The following is a 20986-nucleotide window of genomic DNA, read 5'->3' on the forward strand; positions in this document are numbered from 1 at the left end:
ATTGCTTAGTTTTGTGTGCGGTGAGTCGATGCTTAATAAGGAATAAGCTCGTGCACGTCGATGTTCGTATGTTTGACCTATATGATCTGCTTAATTTCTTTCACTTGGTATGCAGTTTTACGGTGTTTTTCGATGTTTACTCCAGAGTCTTGCGCTTTTCTGGCCGTGTGGGTATTTGTGTAGTGTGAGGTGTTTCTTCCATGCGCTATGTATTTTGCCGTAGTTGAGTGTCCAGAGTACGTGTCTGGGTTGTGTCTCTGATGTAAGTGTGGAGCGTGTTAGGATATATAATAGTAACGATGACAGTGATAAAAAATCAACAATAATAAATGAAAAAAGGAATTTGATTGTGAATCCTGTAACTGGAGTAGGTGGTGCTAGTTCTAGTGATGATGGTGCTGATCAAGCTGACAGTGGTGTCTTACAGCAGGTTCATATTTTACCTGGTGGTGAATTGGATGTAGCTACCACTGTTACCGCTGCCTCTATTATTGTTGCTACTTCCTCTGTTGTTACTACTTCTACTGCTCTTACTGCTTCTGCCACTACTTCCACTGTTGCTACTACCTCTGTGGGTAAGGGTGGTAGTGGCGGTAGGAGTGACAAGGGCAAGGGACCTGCTCCCAAGCGTCATGCTGCTGGCTCTGTACCTACTACCACTTCTGTTCATCCTGTTCCCGCTAGCGCAAATCCAGAATTATCTGTTCCCACTTCTTCTGTAACTACTGCTGCTTGCACTACCACTGCCGATTTAAATTTTGATGTTATTCTCGATAGCCTTATTGAAACTGCCCGTACTCGCCGCGCTGCTGCTGATGCTGCTGATGCTCGCGCCAGCTCTGCTGCTGCTGATGCTGTTTGTGCTCATAGTTATGCTGATTCCATCCCCGATACTGATCCTGATCTAACCCGTGTCCGTGCCCGTGCCCGTGCCCGTGCCCGTGCTCGCGCTATGGATAGACATGCTTGCGATGCTGCTGTTCACGCTGCCGCTGCTCGCGCTGCTGCTGCCGCTGCCGATTTTGTTGCTGATCAGGCTCGTGTTTTCGCTGCTGATCTTATTGTTGCTCAAGATCGAGCTGCGGATAGTCTAGCTCTTGTTCCAGGAGGTGCCGATTTCGATATTATTCTCAATAGTGTTGTTGCCACCGCTCGTGATTGCCACGCTGCTGCTGATGCTGCTGATGCTCGCGCCAACTCTGCTGCTGCTGCTGCTGCTCTTGCCAACTCTGCTGCTGATGATGCTGCTAGTGCTCGTGATGTTGCTGTTGCTGTTGCTGCTGCTCGTGCTGACTCTTCTATCCCAGATACCGATCTTGGTGCTGCTCGTACCTGTACCCGCCGTGCCCGTTCCCGCGCCCGCGCTGCGGATATCTACTCTCGTACTCTTGCCACTCATGCTGCCGATGCTCGCGCTGCCGTTGCCGCTGCCGATATTGTTGTTGCCCAAGCTCGTGCTTTTGCTGCCTGTCGTGTTGTTGCTCAAGATTTCGCTGCGGATAGTAGCGTTTCTTCTAGTCCAGGTCCCTATGTAGGTGGTGCTAGTCCTAGTGAAGATGGTGCTGATCAAGCTGACAGTGGTGTCTTACAGCAGGTTCATATTTTACCTGGTAGTGTATTGGATGTAGCTACTACCGTTACTGCTGTCTCCACTATTGCTGCCATTTCCTCGGTTGTTACTACTTCTACTGTGTTTACTGCTTTTGCTACTACTTCCACTGTTGCTACTACCTCTGTGGGTAAGGGTAGCGGTGGCGGTAGGAGTGACAAGGGCAAGGGATCTGCTCCCAAGCGTTGTGCCGCTGTTTCTGTTGTTTCTGCCACTTCTGTTAGTTCTACTCACTCTAGCGCAAATCCAGAATTATCTGGTCCCACTTCTTCTGTAACTACTGCTGTCTGCACTCGCACCGCCGATTTAGATTTTGATATCGTTCTCAATTTCGTTATTGAAACCGCTCGTACTTGCCACGCTGCTGCTGCTGCTGCTGCTGTTCGCGCCAGCTCTACTGCTGCTGATGCTGTTCGTGCCCATAATTATGCTGACTCCATCCCCGATACTGATCCTGATCTAACCCGTGCCCGTGCTCGTGTCAGTGCTCGCATTAAGGATAGACATGCTTGCGATGCTGCTGTTCGCGCTGCCGCTGCTCGCGCTGCCGCTGCCGATGCCGATTTTGTTGTTGATCAGGCTCGTTCTTTCGCTGCTAATCTCATTGCTGCTCAAGATCGAGGTGCGGATAGTCTAGTTCCTGGTCCAGGAGGTGCCGATTTCAATATTATTCTCGATAGTGTTATTACCACCGCTCGTGATTGCCACGCTGCTGCTGATGTTGCTGATGCCCGAGCTAACTCTGCTGCTGCTGTTGCTGCTCGCGCCAACTCTGCTGCTGATGATGCTGCTCGTGCTCTTGATGTTGCTCGTGCTGACTCTTCTACCCCAGATAACGATCCTGGTGCCGTTCGTACCTGTGCCTACCGTGCCCGTGCCCGTGCCAGCTCTGCGGAGAGCTACTCTCGCGCTCTTGCTACTCGTGCTGCCGCTGCTCGCGCTGCTGCCGCCGCTGCCGATATTGTTGTTGCCCAAGCTCGTGCTTTTGCCTCCAGTAGTGTTGTTGCTCAAGCTCGTGCTGCTGATAGCCGCGTTCCTAGTCCAGACCCAGGTTCCGATTTCATCTCCAATAGATCTTGTACTACCGCTGTTGATGGTTCTTCTACATCTTCATTGCTTCCTGATCCTTCTCTTATGCCACCAGGTTTTGTGGATTTGTTTGGGTTTGTAGTACCTCTTAAGTTTAGTGAAGTGGTTAACCAGCTCATATCTGGAGTTTGTGCATTGGCTAAAGATATTATTCCCTATCTTATAATGAAAACAGTGTCAAATATTCTTCGTAATCTTTCAAGTTCTGAACGAAGTGCTTGGTGTTTAACTAATGGGAAGCTTTATGAGATCAAATTTGTGGTCAGGTGCTTTGCTGCGTATTCTACTGAATTACTTCCTACCTTCTTTAACACTCTTTGTAGTGTCAGAACGTGGGATTTTTCTAGTCGTAGCTTGGTGCTATTAATGGGAAACAGGTTAGCAGATTTTTGGGCATCTTTGGACAAAGCTGTTTTCAAAGCTATAACTAGTTTTTTTATGTCAAGGTGGTGCGGACTTATTGATCGCCTTTCTGTTATGTCAGGCCCTGAAGAGGGATCATCTGCTCTTTGTGGAGGAGATTTTGTTAATGCTTGTGCTGGGGCTGGTACTTCTTCGTCATCAGTTTCAAGATTTGATTCAGCTTCTGAAGTAATGAGAGTGCGAGTAGCATCTCATGATGGTGGTTCTTTAGATGGTGGTAATTTTGTAGATTTGTTTGGATTTGAAGTATCTCCTAGGGTTGAAGAAATGGTTAATGTTCTTATCCGTGAGGTTAGTGCGTTGGCTAGGCGTATTTACTCGTCTGTGGTAGCAGTTCCAGTGTCTAGTAACATGAGAGGACTTTCATCTTCTGAACAATGTGCTTGGCTTATAACTAATATGATGCTCTATAAAACTAGCTTTATGCACAGATTCTTTCTCGATTATTGTGGTGGACTTTGTTCTGAATTTATTTGCTCCCTTTTTAGGGTCATACCTGGGGATGCTTCTGGTCGCAGATTGTTGTCATTAACGGGAGATAGTTTAAGAGGTTTTTGGATATCTCTGAGTAGGACTATTATGGGAGTTTTACAAGATATTTTTGCAGAGGGGTGGAATGTACTAACTAATCAATTTTCTGTTCTATTAGGTCATGGAGAGGAATCATCGTCTGCTGTTCTTTGTGTGGGAGATTTTATTAGTGCTCGTGATAAGGCTGGTGTTCCCGGCTTGGCAGCTTCAGGGATGAGAGTACGAAGAACAGCGAGGAGAAGTGCAGTATCTCATGTTACTGAAGTAACTAGTGGTAGTTCTGTGGCTGGTGTTGTATCTGTAAGTACTCCTCCTCCTCCTTCTTCTTCAGAGATGTTAGTGTTGGCTAGAGAAGAAGAAGTTGAAGTGTCGGAGGTTGGATTGCCTATTGTTGGTGCTGCTGTCGCTGATCTGGGAGTTTTAGAAGGTGAATCATCTGGGATGACAGTAGTGTCAACAACTAGTGCTTCTCCAGTTACTATTTCTGTTTTTGAGGTGGAAGAATTTTCTACAGTACCCAGAATAGGTTCTTCTGGTGGACCCGTTGCACCTAAGAAATTATTTATGAGTATGTATCGTTCTGGTGTGACTTCTTCTTCCGGCATGTCCTCTTCTTCTACGTCCTCCGGTAGCATTGTATCTTCTGGACCTTTATCTTCTGTATCTATTGCGACGAGTATCGGTTCAACATTAGCTACTACTACTGGTACTGCCTCTGGAGGGGGTGATATAGGGGATAGATTGGCAGCATTGCTGAATCGAGGTTTACCACCTTCACCACCACCTGTTAGCGAATCAGCTCCTACGGGAGGTGAAGCTTCTTCTTCAAGTCGAGGAAGTGTTAGAGCTAGGAGGAAAAGGAAGAGGAGAAATTAAGTGATTAGCGTTTGTATTGCACTATATGTTGGTTGAGTAGGAGGCTTGTGTTAGTTTTATGTTGAGAGTGGTGTGAGTGATCTAGGTGTTGCTTGTTAATGATGATTTTGTAATGTGGTGTTACATTGCGATAGGTTGGTCTGGGATTGTTATTAGTGTAGCTGCGTTGGTATGGGTTTTGTGCAGATTTGTCTGGTTTTTAGCACTGGTTGTGATTTATTTTGCTATATGTATCGATATTAGTTGGTATATGCATTTGGCTATTTTCCGTAGGTGAGTTTTGTTGTTCGGCATAATATGGGTCCGTAGTTTTGTGTGTGATGCGTGAGATAGAATAAACTCGTGTGTTGATTTATATTTTATCTGCTTAATTTCTTTCATTTGGTGTGTTGCTTTACATTGTGCTTTTCTGTTTACTCCAAAGTCTTGCATCTTCTGGGTCATGCAGGTGGTGGTGCAGGGTGTTTTTTCTACGTGCTCTGTGTTTTGTTGTAGGAGTGTAAGTACCTGGAGTATGTGCTTGGGTTGTGCCTCTGATGTAAGCGAGGTGTGTATTAGGATGTAAATTAATAATAACGATGGCAGTGATAAAAAATCAGTAACAACCATCAACGATAATAAATGAAAAAAGAATTTGATTGTGAATCCTATAACTGTATTTGGTGGTGCTAGTTCTGATCCTAGAGGCAGTAGTGATGATGTTGTTCAAGCTGCCCCAGTCGTGACTTGCGGCAGGTTCAAGATTCTACTGGTGGTGGATTGATGTAGCTACCCACCGTTTCTTCTGTCTCTACTATTACTACTACTCCTCTCTGCTGTTGCTATTTCTGCTGCGCTTGCTGCTTCTGCTACTACCTCCACTGGTGATATTACCTCTGTAGGTAAGTGTAGTAGTGGCGGTAGGAGTGACAAAAGGATCTGCTTCCGAGCTTTATGCTGCTGGTTCTGTACTTACGCCACTTCTGTTAATTTTGCTCACTCTGGCGCAAATCCAGAATTAGCTGGTCTAACTTCTTCTATAACTTACAGATTATTGAGGTTCCCATGTTTTTACTTCGGATTGGTTAGAATTACGTAGAATGGAAGATAATTTTTTATGTGCCGTTGAAGAAAAAGCTGCTAAATTCTTTAGATCTTGGATTAAAGAATCATCTTTATTAAGTGGTACTATTTGTAATAGCAGATATTTCTCGGTTGCGTGGTGGATTGTTTTCTGATACTGAAGTAGGTATGAGTGATTTTTTAGGTAGTACTTTGCGAAAGTTAATAGTAGAGTTGCTTCTTCTTATCATCTCGTTGGTGGAGAGATTAAGAAATTTATTACTGAGGAAGCCGGTCGGTTTAGGGTATCGTTTCTTGCCGCTGTAGTTGCTAAGATCAGGGAATACTTAGCGCTTGTATGGAGTTTAGAGGTTTCCAGGGCTTTGAATAGAGCCCTAGGTGCTTCCAGTCGTGCTTGGGCTGCCGCTACTGCTACCGCTTGTGCCACCACCACCACTTTCGCTGTTTCTGCTGCTCCCACCACCGATTCCAATACTATCATTCACGTCCGCGCTGTTACTACTAATGTTTCTATTGCTGGTTCTTCTACGTCTTCATTGCTTCCTGATCTTTCTTCTCTTGTGTCACCATGTTTTGTAGATTTGTTTGGGTTTGAGGTACATCCTGAGTTTAGTGAAGTGGTTAATAAGCTCATATTTTAGTGAAGTGGTTAATAAGCTCATATCTGGGGTTATAATGAGCAAGAGTTCCAGCGTCAAATATCCTAAGTAGGATTTCAAATTCTGAACGACGTGCTTGGTGTATGGCTAATATTAATCTTTATGAGACCAAATTTGTGGCCAGGTGCTTTGCTCTGTGTTGTATTAGACTCCTTCCTGAGTTTATGGTTTTCCTTTGCAGTGCTATGGCACGGGATTCTTCTAGTCGTAGCTTTTTGCCATTAACTGGATAGACCAAGATATTTTTGGTTACATTTAGATGAAGCCATTCTCAGAGCTGTGGTGAGTTTTTTATGGAAAAGTGGGTTGGCGCACACTTACTAAGTACTTTCTTGTTCCATTTTTTGTTCAATTAGACCCTGAATAGAGATCATCTACTCTTTGTGGAGGGGATTTTGTTGGTACTTGCTAGTGCTGGTACTTCTTCGTCATCAGTTCCAAGATTTGGTTCAATTACTTAAGGAATGAGAGTGTGGGCAGCACCTCATACTGGTGATTCTGTATTTTTGTTTGGGTTTGAAGTACTTCCGAGGTTAGCCAAGTGGTTAGTGTTCTCATCCATGAAGCTAGACGTATTTACTCGTCTGTTGTAAGAGTTCAAGTGTTGGGTGCCATGAGTGTGCTTTCAACTTCTGAATGATGTTCTTGGCTTATAGCTAATACGATGCTTTATAAAACTGGCTTTCTAGCTAGTTGCTCTGCCGAGTATTGTGCCCGGTTTTGTCCTGGTTTTATTGGTTCTCTTTTTAGTGTTAGTGCGTGTAATGCTTCTGGTTATAGCCTTTTGCCATTGACGGGAGAAAGTTTAAGAAGTTTTTGGATATTTTTGAGTAGTTATATTTTAGGGACTGTAGATGGTATTTTTTAAAAGAGTGCTCGAACTTACCAGGAGATTTTTTGTTCCATCATGACCTATATAAGAATCACCATCTGCTGTTCTTTGTGGGAGAGATTTTGTTAATGCTCGTGCTATTGTTGCTGTTCCTGCGTTGGCAATTTTATGGGCCGGTTCAACAGTGAGATTAAGAAGAGCAAGGAGTGTAGTACCTCATGTTCCTAATAAAGTAGCTAGTGATAGTTCTGCAAATGCTCCTTCTGTTACTACTACTACTTCTTTTGGGATATAAGAGCCTACTATGGCAGCTGCAAGTAATATTCGTGCTGATATTCTTTGGTACTCAAGAAATCATTTATGACGAGGGAAAGTATTAATTGGTCTTCCTCTTTGGTTATTCCTTCTTCTTCTGTGTCCTACACTACTGGTAGTGTGGCTGTCGGATCCTCATCTTTGGTACCTGTAGTGGTAAGAATAGTGTTTTATCGGTAGCAGTAACTGCTACTACCTATACTTATTCCGGTGATGAGGATATGGAGTGAGATTGGCAGTATTGATGAATCGAGGTCTGCCACCTTCATAGCCACCTGCTGGTGAATCAACTCCTACGGAAGCCGAAGCTTCTTCTTCAAGTTGGGGGAAGCGGTATAGGCAAAGGAAAAAGGAAGAAGAAAAGTTAAATGATTAATTTTTATATTGTGCGAGTGATTTTTGAGATATTGCTCTTTAACAGTGATTTTGTAATGTAGTGTTGCGTTGCAATAGATTAGTCTTGTGGATTGTTATTAGTGTGCCTGGGTTGATGTAGGTTTTGTGCGGATTTGTCTAGTTTTTAGCACAGATTGTGATTTATTTGACTATATGAATATTAGTTGGTATGTGTATTTGGATATTTTTCATAGTTGAGTTTTGTTGCTCAGAATAGTATTAGACTCGCGGTTTCGCGTGTGATGCGTAAGACATAATAAGCTAGTGTGTATCGATGTTCGTGGGTTATGTTTGGTCTTCTTGTTTTCTTTCAGTTGGTGTGTTGCTTTCTAGTGTGCTTGGTTATCTACTCCAAAGTTTTGCATCTTCCGGGGCATGTAGGCGGTTGTTTGGGATGATTTTTATGCGCGCATGTATTTTGTGTAGTTGATGTTATGTGCCTAGTGTGTACGCTCAGGTTGTTCCTCTTGTGTAGTCTTTATGTGTGCTGCTACAGATTAATAGTAACGGCGAAAATTCAATAACGATAATCAACAGTAATAAAAAAGGGGTGGGTGTTGTGAATACTATAACTGGAGTCGGTGGTGCTAGTTCTGGCCCTGAGAGTGGTGGTGGTGATGCTGATCAAGCTGGCAGTGGTGGCTTGCAGCAGGTTCAGGCTTCGCCTTATGATGGATTGGATGTAGCTACCCTCGTTGCTGCCGTCTCTACTACTTCTACTACTACCTCTGATGTTACTACTTATGCTGCTGTTACTACTGTTGCTGCTACTTCCATTGGTGCTACTACCTCTGTAGGTAAGGGTAGTAGTGGTGGTAGGAGTGAGAAGGGCAAGGGACCTGCTTCCAAGCGTTGTTCTGTTCTCGCTGCTGTTCCTGCTCCCACTATTGTTCCCGCTCCTGCTAGCACCGTTTCTACTACTACCGTTGTTGCTACTGCTGGTTCCTCTACATCTTCATCACTTCCTGATCCTTCTTCTCTTGAGTTAGGACCTGCTGTTTTTGTGGATTTGTTTGGATTTGTAGTACTTTCTGAGATTAGTGAAATGGTTGACAAGATCATATTTGACATTCGTGCAGCGGCTAAAGCTATTTACCAGTATACGGTAAGAGCTCAAGTTTCAGATGCCATTAGTATGCTTTCAAATTCTGAACGATTTGCTTGGTGTTTAGTTAGTATGAAGTTTTATGAGGCCAAATTTGTGACCAAATGCCTTGCTAATTATTGTTTTAAGATCCTTCCTGATGTTATTAACCGTCTTTGCAGTATCAGAGTATGGGATTCTTCTAGTCGTAGCTTTGTGCCATTAATGGGAAGCAGGTTAGTGGATTTTTGGGTATCTTTAGATAAGGACATTCTCAGAGCTATAGTGGATTGTTTTATGGCAAAGTGGCGTTACTCTACTGGTCGCCTTCGTGTTCCCTTTTTTGCTCCTTTAGATACTGGGGAGGGATCGTCCATTCTTTGTGGGAGAGATTTTGTTGGTTTTTGTGCTAAGGCTGGTACTTCTTCGTTGTCAGTTTCGAGATTTGCTTCAATTACGGGGATGAGAGAGCAGGTTGCACCTCACGGTGGTGATTTTGCAGATTTGTTTGGGTTTGAAGTACCTTCTGAAGTTAGGGAAATGGTTAGTGTTCTTATCTGTGAGATTAGTGCGCTGGCTAGAAGTACCTACTCGCATACTGTAAGATCTGAAGTATTGCATGCCCTGATTGGGCTTTCGGATTGTGAGCAACGTGCCTGGCTTATAGCTAATATGATGTTTTATAAAACTGCCTTTATGGCTAGGTGCTTTGCCGAGTATTGTGATGGGCTTTGTCCTGGTTTTATTTGCTCTCTTTTTAGTGTCGTACCGGGGGATGTTTATGGTCGTGGCTTTTTGTCATTAACAGGAGATAGTTTAAGAGTTTTTTGGATGTCTTTGGGTGAGATAGTTGCAGAAATTGTGGTTGATATTTTTGCAACAGAGTGGTCTGCGCTTACCAGGCGATTTTTTGTTCCATTAGGACCTGGGGGGGAATCGCCGTGCACTGTTCTTCGTGGGAGAGATTTTATTAGTGCTCTTGCTAGGGTTGGTATTCCTGATTTTGCTGATCCAAATATGAGAGTAAGGGAAGCAAGGCGGGTGGTGTATAATGTTTCTGAGGTGGATGATAGTAGTTCTATGGCTGGCGTTACTGTAGCTAGTGGTGGTTACGTAAGCGCTCCTTCTGTTGTTACCGCTTCTGTTGAGGTAAAAGAATTTCCTATAGTTCCTGGAAGTGGTTCTCTTAGCGGTCCTACTGGACCTAAGAAGTTACTTATGAGTAGATATAATAGCGCTGTTGGTACTTCTTCTTCGGGTATGTCTTCCGGTAGTAGTGCAGATGCTGGATCTTTATCTCAGTTGTCTGTGGGCATGGTTGGTGTTTCATCAGTAGTAACTACTGCTACTGCTACCACTTCTACTACTGCTTATACTTATTCTGGGGAGGGTGATATAGGAAAGAGATTGGCAGCATTGCTGAATCGAGATTTGCCACCTTCACCCCCGCCTGCTATTAGTGAATCAGCTCCTACGGAGGGTGAGGCTTCTTCTTCAAGTAGGAGAAGTGGTAGAGGGAAAAGGAAGAAGAAAAGTTAGGTGATATTAGTGTTTGTATTGCACTATATGTTGGTTGAATAAGTGGCTTGTGTTCGTTTTGTGTTCTGGGCAATTTTTGGATCTTTTATATATTGCTCGTTAACGATGATTTTGTAATGTGGTGGTGTATTGTAATAGATTAGATCAGTACTAGATTGTTGTGTGTCTGCATTGATATGGGTTTTGTGTAGATTTATTTGTTTTAGCGCAGATTGTGGCTTAATTTTGCGATATGAATGTAGATATGATTGTTAGTTGGTGTTGGTGTGTATATTTGATCTGGTTATTTTTCATAGGTAAGTTCTATTTCTCAGCATAATATCGGTTTTGTATGTAATGCTTGAAACATAATAAGCTCGTGTTCGTGTGTTGATTTATATTTGATCTGCTTAATTTCTTTCATTTGGTGTGTGTTGCTTTCTGTTATTCTTCATTCTTGGTTGTTTGCTCCAGTATGCACCCTGCGGGGCATATGGGTGGTAGTGTATTGTTTCTTCTTTTATGTATGTTTTGTGTTTTTCTTTTCAATAGTAATGTCGATAAAAAATCAATAGCAGCGATCAGCAATGAATAAAAAAGGAGTTTGATGTGAATCCTGTAACTGGAGGCGTTGGTGCTAGTTATGGTACTGATGGTAGTGGTGATGGTGATGCTGATCAATTTGACGGTGGTGGTTTGCAGCAGGTTCAGGTTTTTCCTGGTGGTGGATTGGGTGTAGCTGCCGTTGCTACTATCTCCACTACTGCTACTATTTCTTCTGTCGTTACTACTTATGCTCCTGTTACTACTGTTGTTGCCACATCCACTGGTTCCATTACCTCCACTGGTGCTACTACCTCTGTAGGTAAGGGTAGTAGTGGTGGTAGAAGTGATAAGGGCAAGGGACCTGTTTCCAAGCGTTATGCTGTTGGTTCTACGGTTTCTGCTGCTGCTGTTCATACTACTCCTGTTGGTGCAAGTCCAGAATTAGTTTATCCCACTTCTTCTCGAACATCAGCTGATCCTACTTCTTCTCAAACTATGGAATGTTGCGGTTTCCATTTTTGTGCTCAGGATTGGTTAAAATTACGTAAGAGTGAAGATGGTTTTTTATTTATCGTTGGAGAAGTGGCTACCTCAATTTTTAGATCTCGGCTTGGGAAGTTCTCTTTCTCACGTGGTGCTTCTGTAGTAGAAGGTATTTCTAGGTTACGTGGTGAATTGTTTTCTGATGTTGAAGTAGATGTGAGAGATTTTTCTGAGGAGTACTTTGAGGATGTTTGTAGTAAAGTTGCTTCTTCTTCTCATATACTTGGTGGAGCGGTTACAAAATTTAGTAGTGAGGAAGTCTGTCGATTTAGAGGATTGTTTTTTACTGCTATGCTTGCCAAGGTTAGAGAATGCTTGGCGCTTACGTGGAATTCAGAGGTTTCCCGGGCTTTGGATAGAGCTCTAGGTGCTTCCGCTGCTCCTGCTACCAGTCGCTCCCGCGCTAATTTTAGTGCCCGTGCTCGCGCTAATGTTAACGCTAGCGCCCGTGCTCGTGCTGCTGTTGTTCGTGTTGCTGCCGCTGCTCCTGCTACCGATCCTGCTGTTCGTGTTGCTGCCGCTGCCGCTACTCCTGCTACCGGTCCTGATCTTGGTCTCGATCTTGTTCTTGCTGACATTCGAGGTTGTGCTGCTGACCCTATTGATTCTAGCGCTCTCGTTGTCACTACCGCTACTGTTGCTACTGCTCCAGCTATTGCTACTGCTCCCTCTACTGCTCGCATTCGAGTTCCCTCTACCGCTCGCGCTCGTGCTACCACTGCCACTGCCACTGTTACTACTGCTGGTCCTTCTGCATCTTTATTGCTTCCCGCTTCTTCTCATATTGATCCAGGATTTGTAGATTTGTTTGGTTTTAGAGTACTTCCTGAGGTTAGCGAGTTGGTTAATAAGCTCGTATCTGAGATGTGTGCATTGGCTAAAGGTGCTTACCCATACACGATGAGAACTCCAGTGTCAGATACTCTGTGTTGGTTTTCAAGTTCTGGAAAAAAACGTGCTTGGTGTTTAATGAGTATGAAGCTTTATGAGACCAAATTTGCAGCCAAATGCTATGTTGCGTATTGTGCTAAGCTCATTCCTGAATTTATTGTATCTATTTGCAGTGTTAGAGCGTGGGATTCCTCTAGTCGTTGCTTGTCGCCGTTAGTAGGAAACAGGTTAAGAGATTTTTGGGCATCCTTAGATCAAGCCGTTCTCAAAGCTGTAGGGGATTTTTTTGTTGCAAAGTGGGCTGCACTTACTATGCGCTTTTCTGTTCCATTTTTTTTTCCTTTAGGCCCTGAAGAGGGATCATCTGCTCTTTGTGGAGGAGATTTTGTTGATGCTTGTGCTAGTACTAGGTCTGGTGCTTCTTCGTTGTCAGGTTCAAGATTTGCTTCAATTATTGGAAGAGTGGAGGTGCAAGTAGTACGTGGTGATTGTGTAGATTTGTTTGGGTTTGAAGTACTTCCTGAGGTTAGAGAAATATTTGATGTTCTTATATGTGAGATTAGTGCGTTGGCCAGACTTACCTACTCTTCTGTGGTAAGAGATCAAGTGTTGGATGCCATGAGTAGGCTTCCAGATTCTGAACAATGTGCTTGGCTTACAGCTAATATGATGCTTTATAAAACTGGCTTTATGGCTAAGTGCTTTACCAATTATCATAGTGGGCTTTGTCCCGATTTTATTAGATCTCTTTTTAGCGTCAGAGTGGGGGGCGATTCTGGTTGTAGCTTGTTGTCATTAACGGGAAACAGTTTAAGAAATTTTTGGTTATCTTTGAATGATGCTATTACGGAATCTGTAGAGGCTGTTTTTTTAGCAGAGTGGGGTAAGTTTACTGGTAGATTTTTTGTTCCACTAGAACCTGAAGAGGAATCATCATCTACTGCTCTTTGTGGGAGAGATTTTATTAATGCTCTTGACAGGGCTGGTCTTCCTGCGTTGGCAATTTCAGGAATGAGAGGACGAGTGGCACGGAGAGCGGTACCTCATGTCGCTGAAGTAGCTAGTGGTAGCTCTGCAGCTGGTAGTAGCTCTATGGCTGATAGTAGTTCAGCCTCTGTAGTTGATGTTATTTCTGTAGCTGTTAGTACTGTAGCTAGTGGTGGTTCTGTAAGCGCTTCTTCTGTTGAGGTAAAAGAATCCCCTGCGATCACTAGAAGGGGTCCTATTAGTGTACCTAAGAAATCATTTATGAGTAGATATAGTGCTGGCGGTGGTGCTTCTTTTTCTGGTATGACTTCTTCGGTGTCCTCCAGTAGTAGTGTAGCTGCTGGATCTTTATCCTCGGTATCTGCTATGGTTGGTGCTTCATCATTAGTAACTACTACTACCGCTGCTGCTGCTACTGCTTATACTTATTCTGGGGAGGAGGATGTAGGAGTGAGATTGGCGGCATTGATGAATCGTGGTCTTCCACCTTCACCGACTCCTGCTAGTGAATCAACTCTTACTGAAGGCAAAGCTTCTTCTTCAAATCGGGAAAGTGGTATAGGTAAAAGAAAAAGGAAGAAGAAAAGTTGAGTGGCTAGTTTTTGTATTGCGCTATAACGTTGGGTGAGAGGGGTTTGTGTTCATTTTAGGTTGCGTGAGTGATTTTTCAGACATTGCTCATTAGTAATAGTTTTGGAATATGATGTCGTATTGCAATAGGTTAGTCTTGGATTGTTGCATATCTGCGTTGTGTGGGTTTTGTTTAGATTTATTTGGTTTGGCACGGATTGAGGTTTGTTTGACAATACAAATGTGGATGCTACTGTTGGTTATGCTTGTTGACTATTCTTTATAGGTGATACTTGTTGCTCAGCATACTATCAGTTTTGTGTCTAATGTGTAAAACAGAATAAACTCGTGTTCGTATGTTGATTTATATTTGATCTGCTTAGTTTCTTTCATTTGGTGTGTTGCTTTATTTTGTTCTTGGTTGTTTGCTCCAGCATGCACCATCCGGTGCATAGAGATGATAATGTAGTGTTTCTTTCTGTATGCTTTGTGCTTTACTTTGGTTATGAGTGAGTACCTAGTGTTGTATATGATCAGGTTGTGCCTCTGATATGGTGGTGGTGTGTATTAGCTATAAATTAATAATAACGGTGATAGAAAATCAATAACAAAGATCAACAATAATAATAAGTAAAAAAGAGTTGCTTGTGGGTTCCGCCTGGAATCGGTGGTTCTTGTTCTGGGGTAATAATGATGCCGGTCAAGTTGATATTGGCGGCTCACGGCATGTTCAGGTTTTTCCTTATGGTGATTAGGTGTACCGTGTATTACTTCTGCTACTCTATCTTTGTTGCTATTTTCTTCGCTGCTGCTATCTCCACTGACGTTACTATCTCTGTGTGTAAGCTTATGATAGCTGTAGTAAGAATAAGAAGAGTAACGGATGTGTTCCCGCTATATTGCTGATATTTGTCACTGCTCTGTTCATTCTATTACTATAAGAATTATAATTGCTTTTGCTCCTTCACTTTTTGGTACTAGTGCTCTTCTAGAGGGAGTTAATTTCATTCTTTTCAAACTATTGAGTATAGTATGGAAATGATTTTTTACGTACACTTTAAGAAATGGCTGTTTCAATTTTTAGATCTCTTATGGGAGACCACCTTTTTCTTAAGTGTTGCCTTTGGAGAAAGAGATATTTCTATTTTACGTTGCGAATTGTTTGTTGCTGTTGAAGAGGGTGTGCACGGTTTTAATGAAGTGTATCTTGAGAAATGTTCATCATAGAATTATTTCTTCTTTGTATCTCTTTGGTGAAGAGAGGAGGGGATTTAGTCACATGGAAGTTGCTCAATCTAGGGAATTGTTTTTTGCCAATACAGTCGCTATGGTTAGAGAGTGTTTGGTGCTTTTATATGGAATTTAGAGATTAATTCAGAGTTTTTGGTTATGGTAGGATTCAAAGTGCTATTGCTACTGTTGCTTTTGCTTCTACACCTTCATTTCTTTCTGATCCTCCTTCTCTTGATCCAGGGTTTACTGTTTTTGTAGATTTGTTTGGTTTTAAAATACTTCCTTAGGTTAGCGAAATAGTTAATGTTCTTATCTGTGAGATTAGTTCATCAGCTATACGTACTTAATCGTCTATTGTGAGAATACGGTATTGTATGCCATGAGTAAGCTTTAAGGTTCTGAATAGCATGTTTGGCTATAGCTGTGATGCTTTATAAAATTGGCCGTGGACAAGTTCTTTGATGCTTATCATGCTTGGTTTTGTGCTATTTGATTTCATTGACTCTCTTTTAGTGTTAGGGCATGGGGTACTTCTGGTCGTAGCTTAAGCTTATTGTAATTAGCGGTAAATATGGTAAGAGGTGAGGTTTTTGGATATCTCTAGGTAGAGTTTTTATAAAAGCTACGCAGGATATTTTTGTAGCAAAGTGGGAATTTAATAGGCTCTTTTCTTGTTCCATCAATCTCTGGGAAGTAATCATTATTTACTCTTCTTTGCGGGGGAGATTTTGTTAATGCTTATGCTAGTACTGGTGTTCCTGCGTTGGCAGTTTCAGGGCCCGGTTTAATTATAAGAGAATTAATAGTACGAGCAGTATCTCATGTTGATGAAGTAGCTAGTGGTGGTTCTGTGGCCGATATTGGTTCTACTTCTAAATTGATATATAAATCATCTATGGTTGGCACTGATTCTTCTACCTTAGATTTTTCAGAGCCCTTTGTTAGCTATAGAAGAAGTTGAATTGTCCATAGTCAGTACTTCTTTTTCTGCTGTCTTGGTAATTTTTAGAAGATGAATTATCTGAGTGGATAGTGGTGCTAACAATTAGTGTTTCTTCTTTCTGTTACTACTTATGTTATTAGTGTGTCTATGTTGATATAGGTTTTGTGTAGATTTATCTGGTTTTATCGCAGATTGTGGTTTATTTGACAATATATGACCATTAGTTGTTGTGTGTATTTGGCTATTTTTCATAGGTAGGTTTCGTTGTTCAGCATACCATTAGCTTTGTAATTTTGTTTGTGATGATACTTAAGGCAGAATAAACTAGTTTTCGCGTGTTGGTATTCCTTGACTTTTTATAGTTGACGTGTTGCCTGCTAGCACGCTTGCTTGTTCGCCACAGCGCCTTGTGCTCTACGTGACGTTGGAGGTAACTGTGTAAGGTAACTTCTCTGCGTGCTTTGTATTTTGTTGTTTCTGCAGTTGTAAGTAGGCACCCACTGTCTGTACTCAGATTGTAGAAAGCAGTGTGTGCTAGCTACAAGTTGATGGCAACTATGGTGAAAAATTGATAACAAATAACAACGGATTAACAATAATAATAAATAAAAAAGGAGTTTGGTATGAATCCTGTAGCTGGAGTAGGTGGTGATAGTTCTGATGTTGGGTGTGATGATGTTGCTGATCAAGTTGTCAGTAGTGGATTGCAGCAAATTCAGGTTCGGGATTTTTCTGATGTTGTATTGGGTGAGGCTAGCGTTGCTAATGCTCCCACTATCGCTACTACTTCCTCTGCTATTACTACTTCTGCTATTACTACTTCTGCTGCTACCTCCACTAGTGCTACTACCTCTGTAGGTAAGGGTAGTAGTGGTGGTAGAAGTAGTAATAAGGGTAAGGGACCTGCTCCTAGGAGGGGTTGTACTGCTGGTGTTGTAGTTTCTGCCGCTTCTGTTTCCGCTCCTACAGGAATTGCTACTACTGCTACTGGTGGCGCAAGTGCTCTAGAGTTAGTTGATCTTACTTCTTCTCAAACTGTGGAGTGTTGCGGTTTTCATGTTTGTACTCCGGATTTGTTAGCATTACGTGGGATGGAAAATGATCTTTTATGTGCCTTTGAAAAAGTGGCTTTTTCAATTTTTAGATCTCTGGTTGGAGGATCTCGTTTATTCCGTGGTGCTGCTGGAGTAGATATCTCTAATTTGCGTGATGAATCGGTTGCTTCTGTTGCAGCGCATATGAGTAATTTTGTTGGAGTATACTTTGCTAATATTTATAGTAGAATTGTTGCATCTTTTCATTTTATTAGTGGAGAAAGTGTTAGATTTAGTGATGAGGAAGCCGATAAGTTTAGAAGATTATTTTTTGCTGGTACAGTTGCTAGGATTAAAGAGTGCTTAGCGATTAAGTGGAATTCAGAGATTTCCCGTACTTTGGAGGGAGTTCCAGTTGTTCCCGCTACCTCTGACACAGTTGCTGAGGTTAAGGAGTGCTTAGCAATTAAGTGGAATTTAGGTATTTCCCGTACTTTGGAGGGAGCTCCAGTTGTTCCCGCTACCTCTTCTTGCTTTCGTGCTCCCGCCGCTACTGCTACTCCCGCTGTTGTTGCTCCCGCTGTTGTTGCTCCCGCTTCCCCTTCTACTACCCATTTTGTAGATTTGTTTGGGTTTAAAGTACTTCCTGAATTTGCTGAAATGGTTGACACGCTCATTTCTGAGGTTTGTGCATTTGCTAGACGTACTTACCCCTATGTAGTGAGAGTTCCAGTGTCAGATGTTATGTGTAAGCTTTCAGTTTCTGAACGACTTGCCTGGTGTGTAGATAATGTGATGCTTTATGAGACCAGTCTTGTGTCTAGATGTGTTGCTGTGTACTATGCTAAGCTCCTTCTTAAATCTATTGAACCTCTTTGTGCTGTAAGGGCATGGGATTCTTCTAGTCGTAGCTTGTCGCCATTAATGGGAAGCATGTTAAGAGATTTTTGGTTATCCTTAGACCAAGCCATTCTCAGAGCTGTGGGGAATTTTTTTATTTCAAGGTGGAATGGACTCATTGGGAACTTTTTTGTTCCATTACCACTAGGCCCTTTAGAGGGATCCTCTGCTCTTTGTGGAGGAGATTTTATTAGTGCTTACTCTAAGATTAGCGTTCCTTCGTCGGCAGTCTCGGGATGTACTTCAGTTGCTGGAGAAATAGGAGCACAAGCAGTACCTCATGATGATATTTATGTGGCCGGTGGTGATCTTATAGATTTGTTTGGGTTTGAAGTGCCTGTTGAGGTTGGAGAGATAGTTAATGTTCTTATCCGTGAGGTTAGTGCGTTGGCTAGACGTACTTACCCATCTATGGTAGGAGCTCCCGTGTTGGATGCTCTGCTTGAGCTTTTAGCTCCTTCTGAACAATTTGCGTGGCTTACATCTAATATGATGCTTTATAAAACTTCCTTTATGGCTAAGTGCTTTTCCGAGTACTGTTCCGAGTTTCGTCCCGGTCTTATTGATTCTCTTTTTAGTGTCAGGGACTGTAACACTTCTGGTCGTAGCTTGTTGTCACTAACGGGAGACAGCTTAAGAATTTTTTGGATATCTTTGAGCAGTGCTATTGTAGATGCTGTAGGGGATATTTTTTTAGCAGAGTGGGGTGAATCTGCCAGGCTATTTTTTGTTCCAGGACCTGGAGAGGAGCCACCATTTACCGTTCTTTGTGGGAGAGATTTTGTTAATGCTAATTCTAAGGTTGGTGTTCCTGAATTGGCAATTTCAAGGTCTGGTTCAATTACGAAAGTACGAAGAGCACAGGGAGTATCTTGTGTTGCCGAACCAGCTGGTGGTGTTTCTTTGGCTGGTAGTGGTTCTGTGATTTCTTCCTCTGTTACCACTTCTGCTGGGGTAGTAGAACCTGATGTGGCAGGTGGAGTTAGTGGGCGTGTTGATTATTCTTTGGGACTCAAGAAATCATTTATGATTAGGGAAGGTATTGGTGAGTCTTCCTCTTCGGTTGTGCCTTCTTCTTCAGTTGTGTCTTCCTCTTCGCTGTTTTCCACTAGTAGTGTAGCTGCTGGATCTTTATCTTCGGCATCTGTAGGGATGGGTAGTGTTTCATCGGCAGCAACTACTACTACTTTTACTTATTCTGGGAATGAGGATATAGGAGTGAGATTGGCAGCATTGCTGAATCAAGGTCTGCCACCTTCACCGCCGCCTGCTAGCGAATCAATTCCTACGGAAGGCGGAGTTTCTTCTTCAAGTCGTGTAAGTGTTAGAGGAAAACGAAAAAGGAAGAAGAAAAGGTAAATGATTAGTTTTTGTATTGCACTATATGTTATTTGAGTGAGGGGCTTGTGTTTGTTTTATGTTGAGAGTGATTTTTTGATGTATTGCTCGATGGCAATAGTTTTGTGATGCGGTGTTGTATTGTGTCTTATATTGTGTCTCTGGTGTGAAGGTGGTATGTGTTAGCTGTAAATTGATAATAACGATGATAAAAAATCAGTAATGCCAATAACAAGTAAGAAAATAGTTGGGCGTGGATCCTGTAACTTGAGTCGGTGGTGCTAGTTCCGATCATGTAGGTTGTAGAGTAAGATGATGCTGGTCTAGTTGATGGTGGCTGATTGAAGTAGATTCAGGTTTTATCTGATTGAGGGTTGTATGTAGCTACAGTTGCTACTTTATTCGTGATGTTACTATCTTCATTGGCTCCGCTGTCTCTGTGGATAAGGGTAGTTGGTGGCAGCATGAATAAGAAGGACAATGGAAGTGCTCCTAGGGTTACATCAATGATATCATATTTCATGCCACTGCTGTTTGTCATTCTGCTGAGATAAGAATTTCTCCTTCCATTTTCGGCACAAGTGTTCTTCTAGAAGGAGTTAATCTTACTTCTCTTCAAACTATGTATGGAGTATTGATCTTTCTGTGTATATACTCCGGATTTGTTAGAATTGCGGGATCATAGAATAGAAATGGTTTTTACGTACTATTGAAGAAGTGGCTGTTTCAATTTTTAGACCTCAGATTAGATAATAAATATTTTTTCTTAAGTGTTGCTTTTGGAGAAAGAGAGGTTTCTATTTTACATTGTGAATTGTTTGCTGCTGCTGAAGTGGATGTGCATGGTTTTGATTAAGTGTACCTTGAGCTTGAGAATGTTAATTGTATAGTCGTATAGTTTTCTTCTTTGTATCTCTTTGATGAAGAGAGGAGGAGATTTGGTGATGAAGGAGATGCTCAGTTTAGGTAATTATTTTTCGCCAATACATTTATTAGAGCTGGAGGGTGTTGCTGCTGTTGATTTTATATCTTCGCTGATTCGTTGGTTTTGTCGATTTGTTTGGGTTTGACTGAGGTTAGCGAAATAATAATGTATCTGTGGGATTAGTGTATTGAGCGTGTCTTCTTCGTCATTTTACTGCAGTGTTTCATCAATGGCAGCTACTCTACTAGTATCGATTATAGGGAGGGTGGTATAGGGGAGAGATTGGCAGCATTTTAGCACAGATTGTGGTGCGTTTGACGATACAAATGTGACTATTAGTTGGTATGTGCATTTGGCTATTTTTCTTAGCCGAGTTTAGTTGTTAAGCGTACCATTAGCTTTGTGTGTGATGAGTGAGATGTAGTGAATAACTCGCGTCAGAACGTTGATTTATGTATTTATTTTTACTTAATTTATTTCAGTTTGTGTGTTGCTTTCTGTTTGCTTGGTCGTTCGCTTCAACTCCATGAACCCTCCGGAACATAGCGGTAACGGTGTGGCGATTCTTATATGTGATGTGCTCTGCGTTTTTCTGTAGCCGTTTTGGTAAGTACCTGGTGTGTACACTCGGGTTGTGTCTCTGATGTAGTAATGATGCATGTTAGCTGTAAATTAATAGCAA

Annotated in this window: 18 protein-coding genes; 17 read left to right on the forward strand and 1 reads right to left on the reverse strand. The window is 42.2% G+C overall.

Annotation, left to right across the window (positions count from 1 at the left end; all coding sequences use genetic code 11):
* From A6733_RS09370 to A6733_RS09645, 3 genes are all read left to right on the forward strand, one after another.
* On the forward strand, nt 1–188 hold a 188-nt coding region (locus A6733_RS09370), incomplete at its 5' end, for a hypothetical protein (protein ID WP_242641596.1).
* A gap of 161 nt (nt 189–349) precedes the next feature.
* A complete protein-coding gene (locus A6733_RS08850; RefSeq protein WP_176696772.1) occupies nt 350–4528 on the forward strand; it encodes a hypothetical protein in 4179 nt (1392 codons plus the stop codon).
* A gap of 640 nt (nt 4529–5168) precedes the next feature.
* Nucleotides 5169–5291, forward strand: a complete 123-nt coding sequence (locus A6733_RS09645; RefSeq protein WP_278183874.1) for a hypothetical protein — start codon at nt 5169–5171, stop codon at nt 5289–5291.
* A 5-nt stretch (nt 5292–5296) separates the two neighbouring features.
* Here A6733_RS09645 and A6733_RS08855 read toward each other — a convergent pair whose 3' ends face one another.
* Nucleotides 5297–5440: a hypothetical protein gene (locus A6733_RS08855; RefSeq protein WP_175330544.1), complete on the reverse strand. Its 144-nt coding sequence runs from the start codon at nt 5438–5440 to the stop codon at nt 5297–5299.
* A 249-nt stretch (nt 5441–5689) separates the two neighbouring features.
* Between A6733_RS08855 and A6733_RS05025 the strand changes: the two genes are divergently transcribed.
* From A6733_RS05025 to A6733_RS09380, 14 genes are all read left to right on the forward strand, one after another.
* On the forward strand, nt 5690–5896 hold the full coding sequence (locus tag A6733_RS05025) for a hypothetical protein (RefSeq protein ID WP_092411624.1): 207 nt from the start codon (nt 5690–5692) through the stop codon (nt 5894–5896).
* 56 nt (nt 5897–5952) lie between these two features.
* Nucleotides 5953–6231, forward strand: a complete 279-nt coding sequence (locus A6733_RS08860; protein WP_092411623.1) for a hypothetical protein — start codon at nt 5953–5955, stop codon at nt 6229–6231.
* A 101-nt stretch (nt 6232–6332) separates the two neighbouring features.
* A complete protein-coding gene (locus tag A6733_RS08865) occupies nt 6333–6482 on the forward strand; it encodes a hypothetical protein (RefSeq protein WP_176695566.1) in 150 nt (49 codons plus the stop codon).
* 431 nt (nt 6483–6913) lie between these two features.
* On the forward strand, nt 6914–7117 hold the full coding sequence (locus tag A6733_RS05035; protein WP_092411622.1) for a hypothetical protein: 204 nt from the start codon (nt 6914–6916) through the stop codon (nt 7115–7117).
* Between the two features lie 324 nt (nt 7118–7441).
* On the forward strand, nt 7442–7576 hold the full coding sequence (locus tag A6733_RS09650) for a hypothetical protein (protein WP_278183873.1): 135 nt from the start codon (nt 7442–7444) through the stop codon (nt 7574–7576).
* A 775-nt stretch (nt 7577–8351) separates the two neighbouring features.
* Nucleotides 8352–10415 carry a hypothetical protein gene (locus A6733_RS05040; protein WP_092415059.1) on the forward strand — a complete coding sequence of 688 codons (2064 nt, stop codon included), beginning with the start codon at nt 8352–8354 and terminating at the stop codon, nt 10413–10415.
* Between the two features lie 588 nt (nt 10416–11003).
* Complete coding sequence (locus A6733_RS08315) at nt 11004–13952, forward strand: hypothetical protein (protein ID WP_176696773.1); 2949 nt, start codon at nt 11004–11006, stop codon at nt 13950–13952.
* Nucleotides 13953–14814: 862 nt separating this feature from the next.
* The gene (locus A6733_RS08870) at nt 14815–14973 is read left to right on the forward strand and encodes a hypothetical protein (protein WP_176695560.1); all 159 of its coding nucleotides are present in this window, start codon (nt 14815–14817) and stop codon (nt 14971–14973) included.
* A gap of 153 nt (nt 14974–15126) precedes the next feature.
* Nucleotides 15127–15297: a hypothetical protein gene (locus tag A6733_RS08875; RefSeq protein WP_176696774.1), complete on the forward strand. Its 171-nt coding sequence runs from the start codon at nt 15127–15129 to the stop codon at nt 15295–15297.
* 630 nt (nt 15298–15927) lie between these two features.
* On the forward strand, nt 15928–16125 hold the full coding sequence (locus tag A6733_RS05055) for a hypothetical protein (protein WP_092403607.1): 198 nt from the start codon (nt 15928–15930) through the stop codon (nt 16123–16125).
* A gap of 605 nt (nt 16126–16730) precedes the next feature.
* Nucleotides 16731–19400, forward strand: coding sequence for a hypothetical protein (locus A6733_RS08880; RefSeq protein WP_092415170.1), 2670 nt, complete (start codon nt 16731–16733; stop codon nt 19398–19400).
* A 383-nt stretch (nt 19401–19783) separates the two neighbouring features.
* On the forward strand, nt 19784–19933 hold the full coding sequence (locus tag A6733_RS09375; RefSeq protein WP_176696132.1) for a hypothetical protein: 150 nt from the start codon (nt 19784–19786) through the stop codon (nt 19931–19933).
* Between the two features lie 155 nt (nt 19934–20088).
* On the forward strand, nt 20089–20235 hold the full coding sequence (locus tag A6733_RS08885; RefSeq protein ID WP_175330561.1) for a hypothetical protein: 147 nt from the start codon (nt 20089–20091) through the stop codon (nt 20233–20235).
* Nucleotides 20236–20299: 64 nt separating this feature from the next.
* Complete coding sequence (locus A6733_RS09380) at nt 20300–20449, forward strand: hypothetical protein (RefSeq protein WP_176696131.1); 150 nt, start codon at nt 20300–20302, stop codon at nt 20447–20449.
* Nucleotides 20450–20986: the final 537 nt, after the last annotated feature.

It is taken from the genome of Candidatus Ichthyocystis sparus, assembly GCF_900078745.1.
In the GTDB taxonomy this organism is placed as follows: Bacteria; Pseudomonadota; Gammaproteobacteria; order Burkholderiales; family 2013Ark19i; genus Ichthyocystis; species Ichthyocystis sparus.

Bases quoted from the DNA above. Each gene is read 5' to 3' on its own strand.
- A6733_RS08870 (WP_176695560.1), top strand. From the start codon at position 14,815: ATGTGTTCCCGCTATATTGCTGATATTTGTCACTGCTCTGTTCATTCT.
- A6733_RS08865 (WP_176695566.1), top strand. From the start codon at position 6,333: ATGGCTAATATTAATCTTTATGAGACCAAATTTGTGGCCAGGTGCTTT.
- A6733_RS09650 (WP_278183873.1), top strand. From the start codon at position 7,442: ATGACGAGGGAAAGTATTAATTGGTCTTCCTCTTTGGTTATTCCTTCT.
- A6733_RS08875 (WP_176696774.1), top strand. From the start codon at position 15,127: ATGAAGTGTATCTTGAGAAATGTTCATCATAGAATTATTTCTTCTTTG.
- A6733_RS05035 (WP_092411622.1), top strand. From the start codon at position 6,914: ATGCTTTATAAAACTGGCTTTCTAGCTAGTTGCTCTGCCGAGTATTGT.
- A6733_RS08880 (WP_092415170.1), top strand. From the start codon at position 16,731: ATGAATCCTGTAGCTGGAGTAGGTGGTGATAGTTCTGATGTTGGGTGT.
- A6733_RS09380 (WP_176696131.1), top strand. From the start codon at position 20,300: ATGAAGAGAGGAGGAGATTTGGTGATGAAGGAGATGCTCAGTTTAGGT.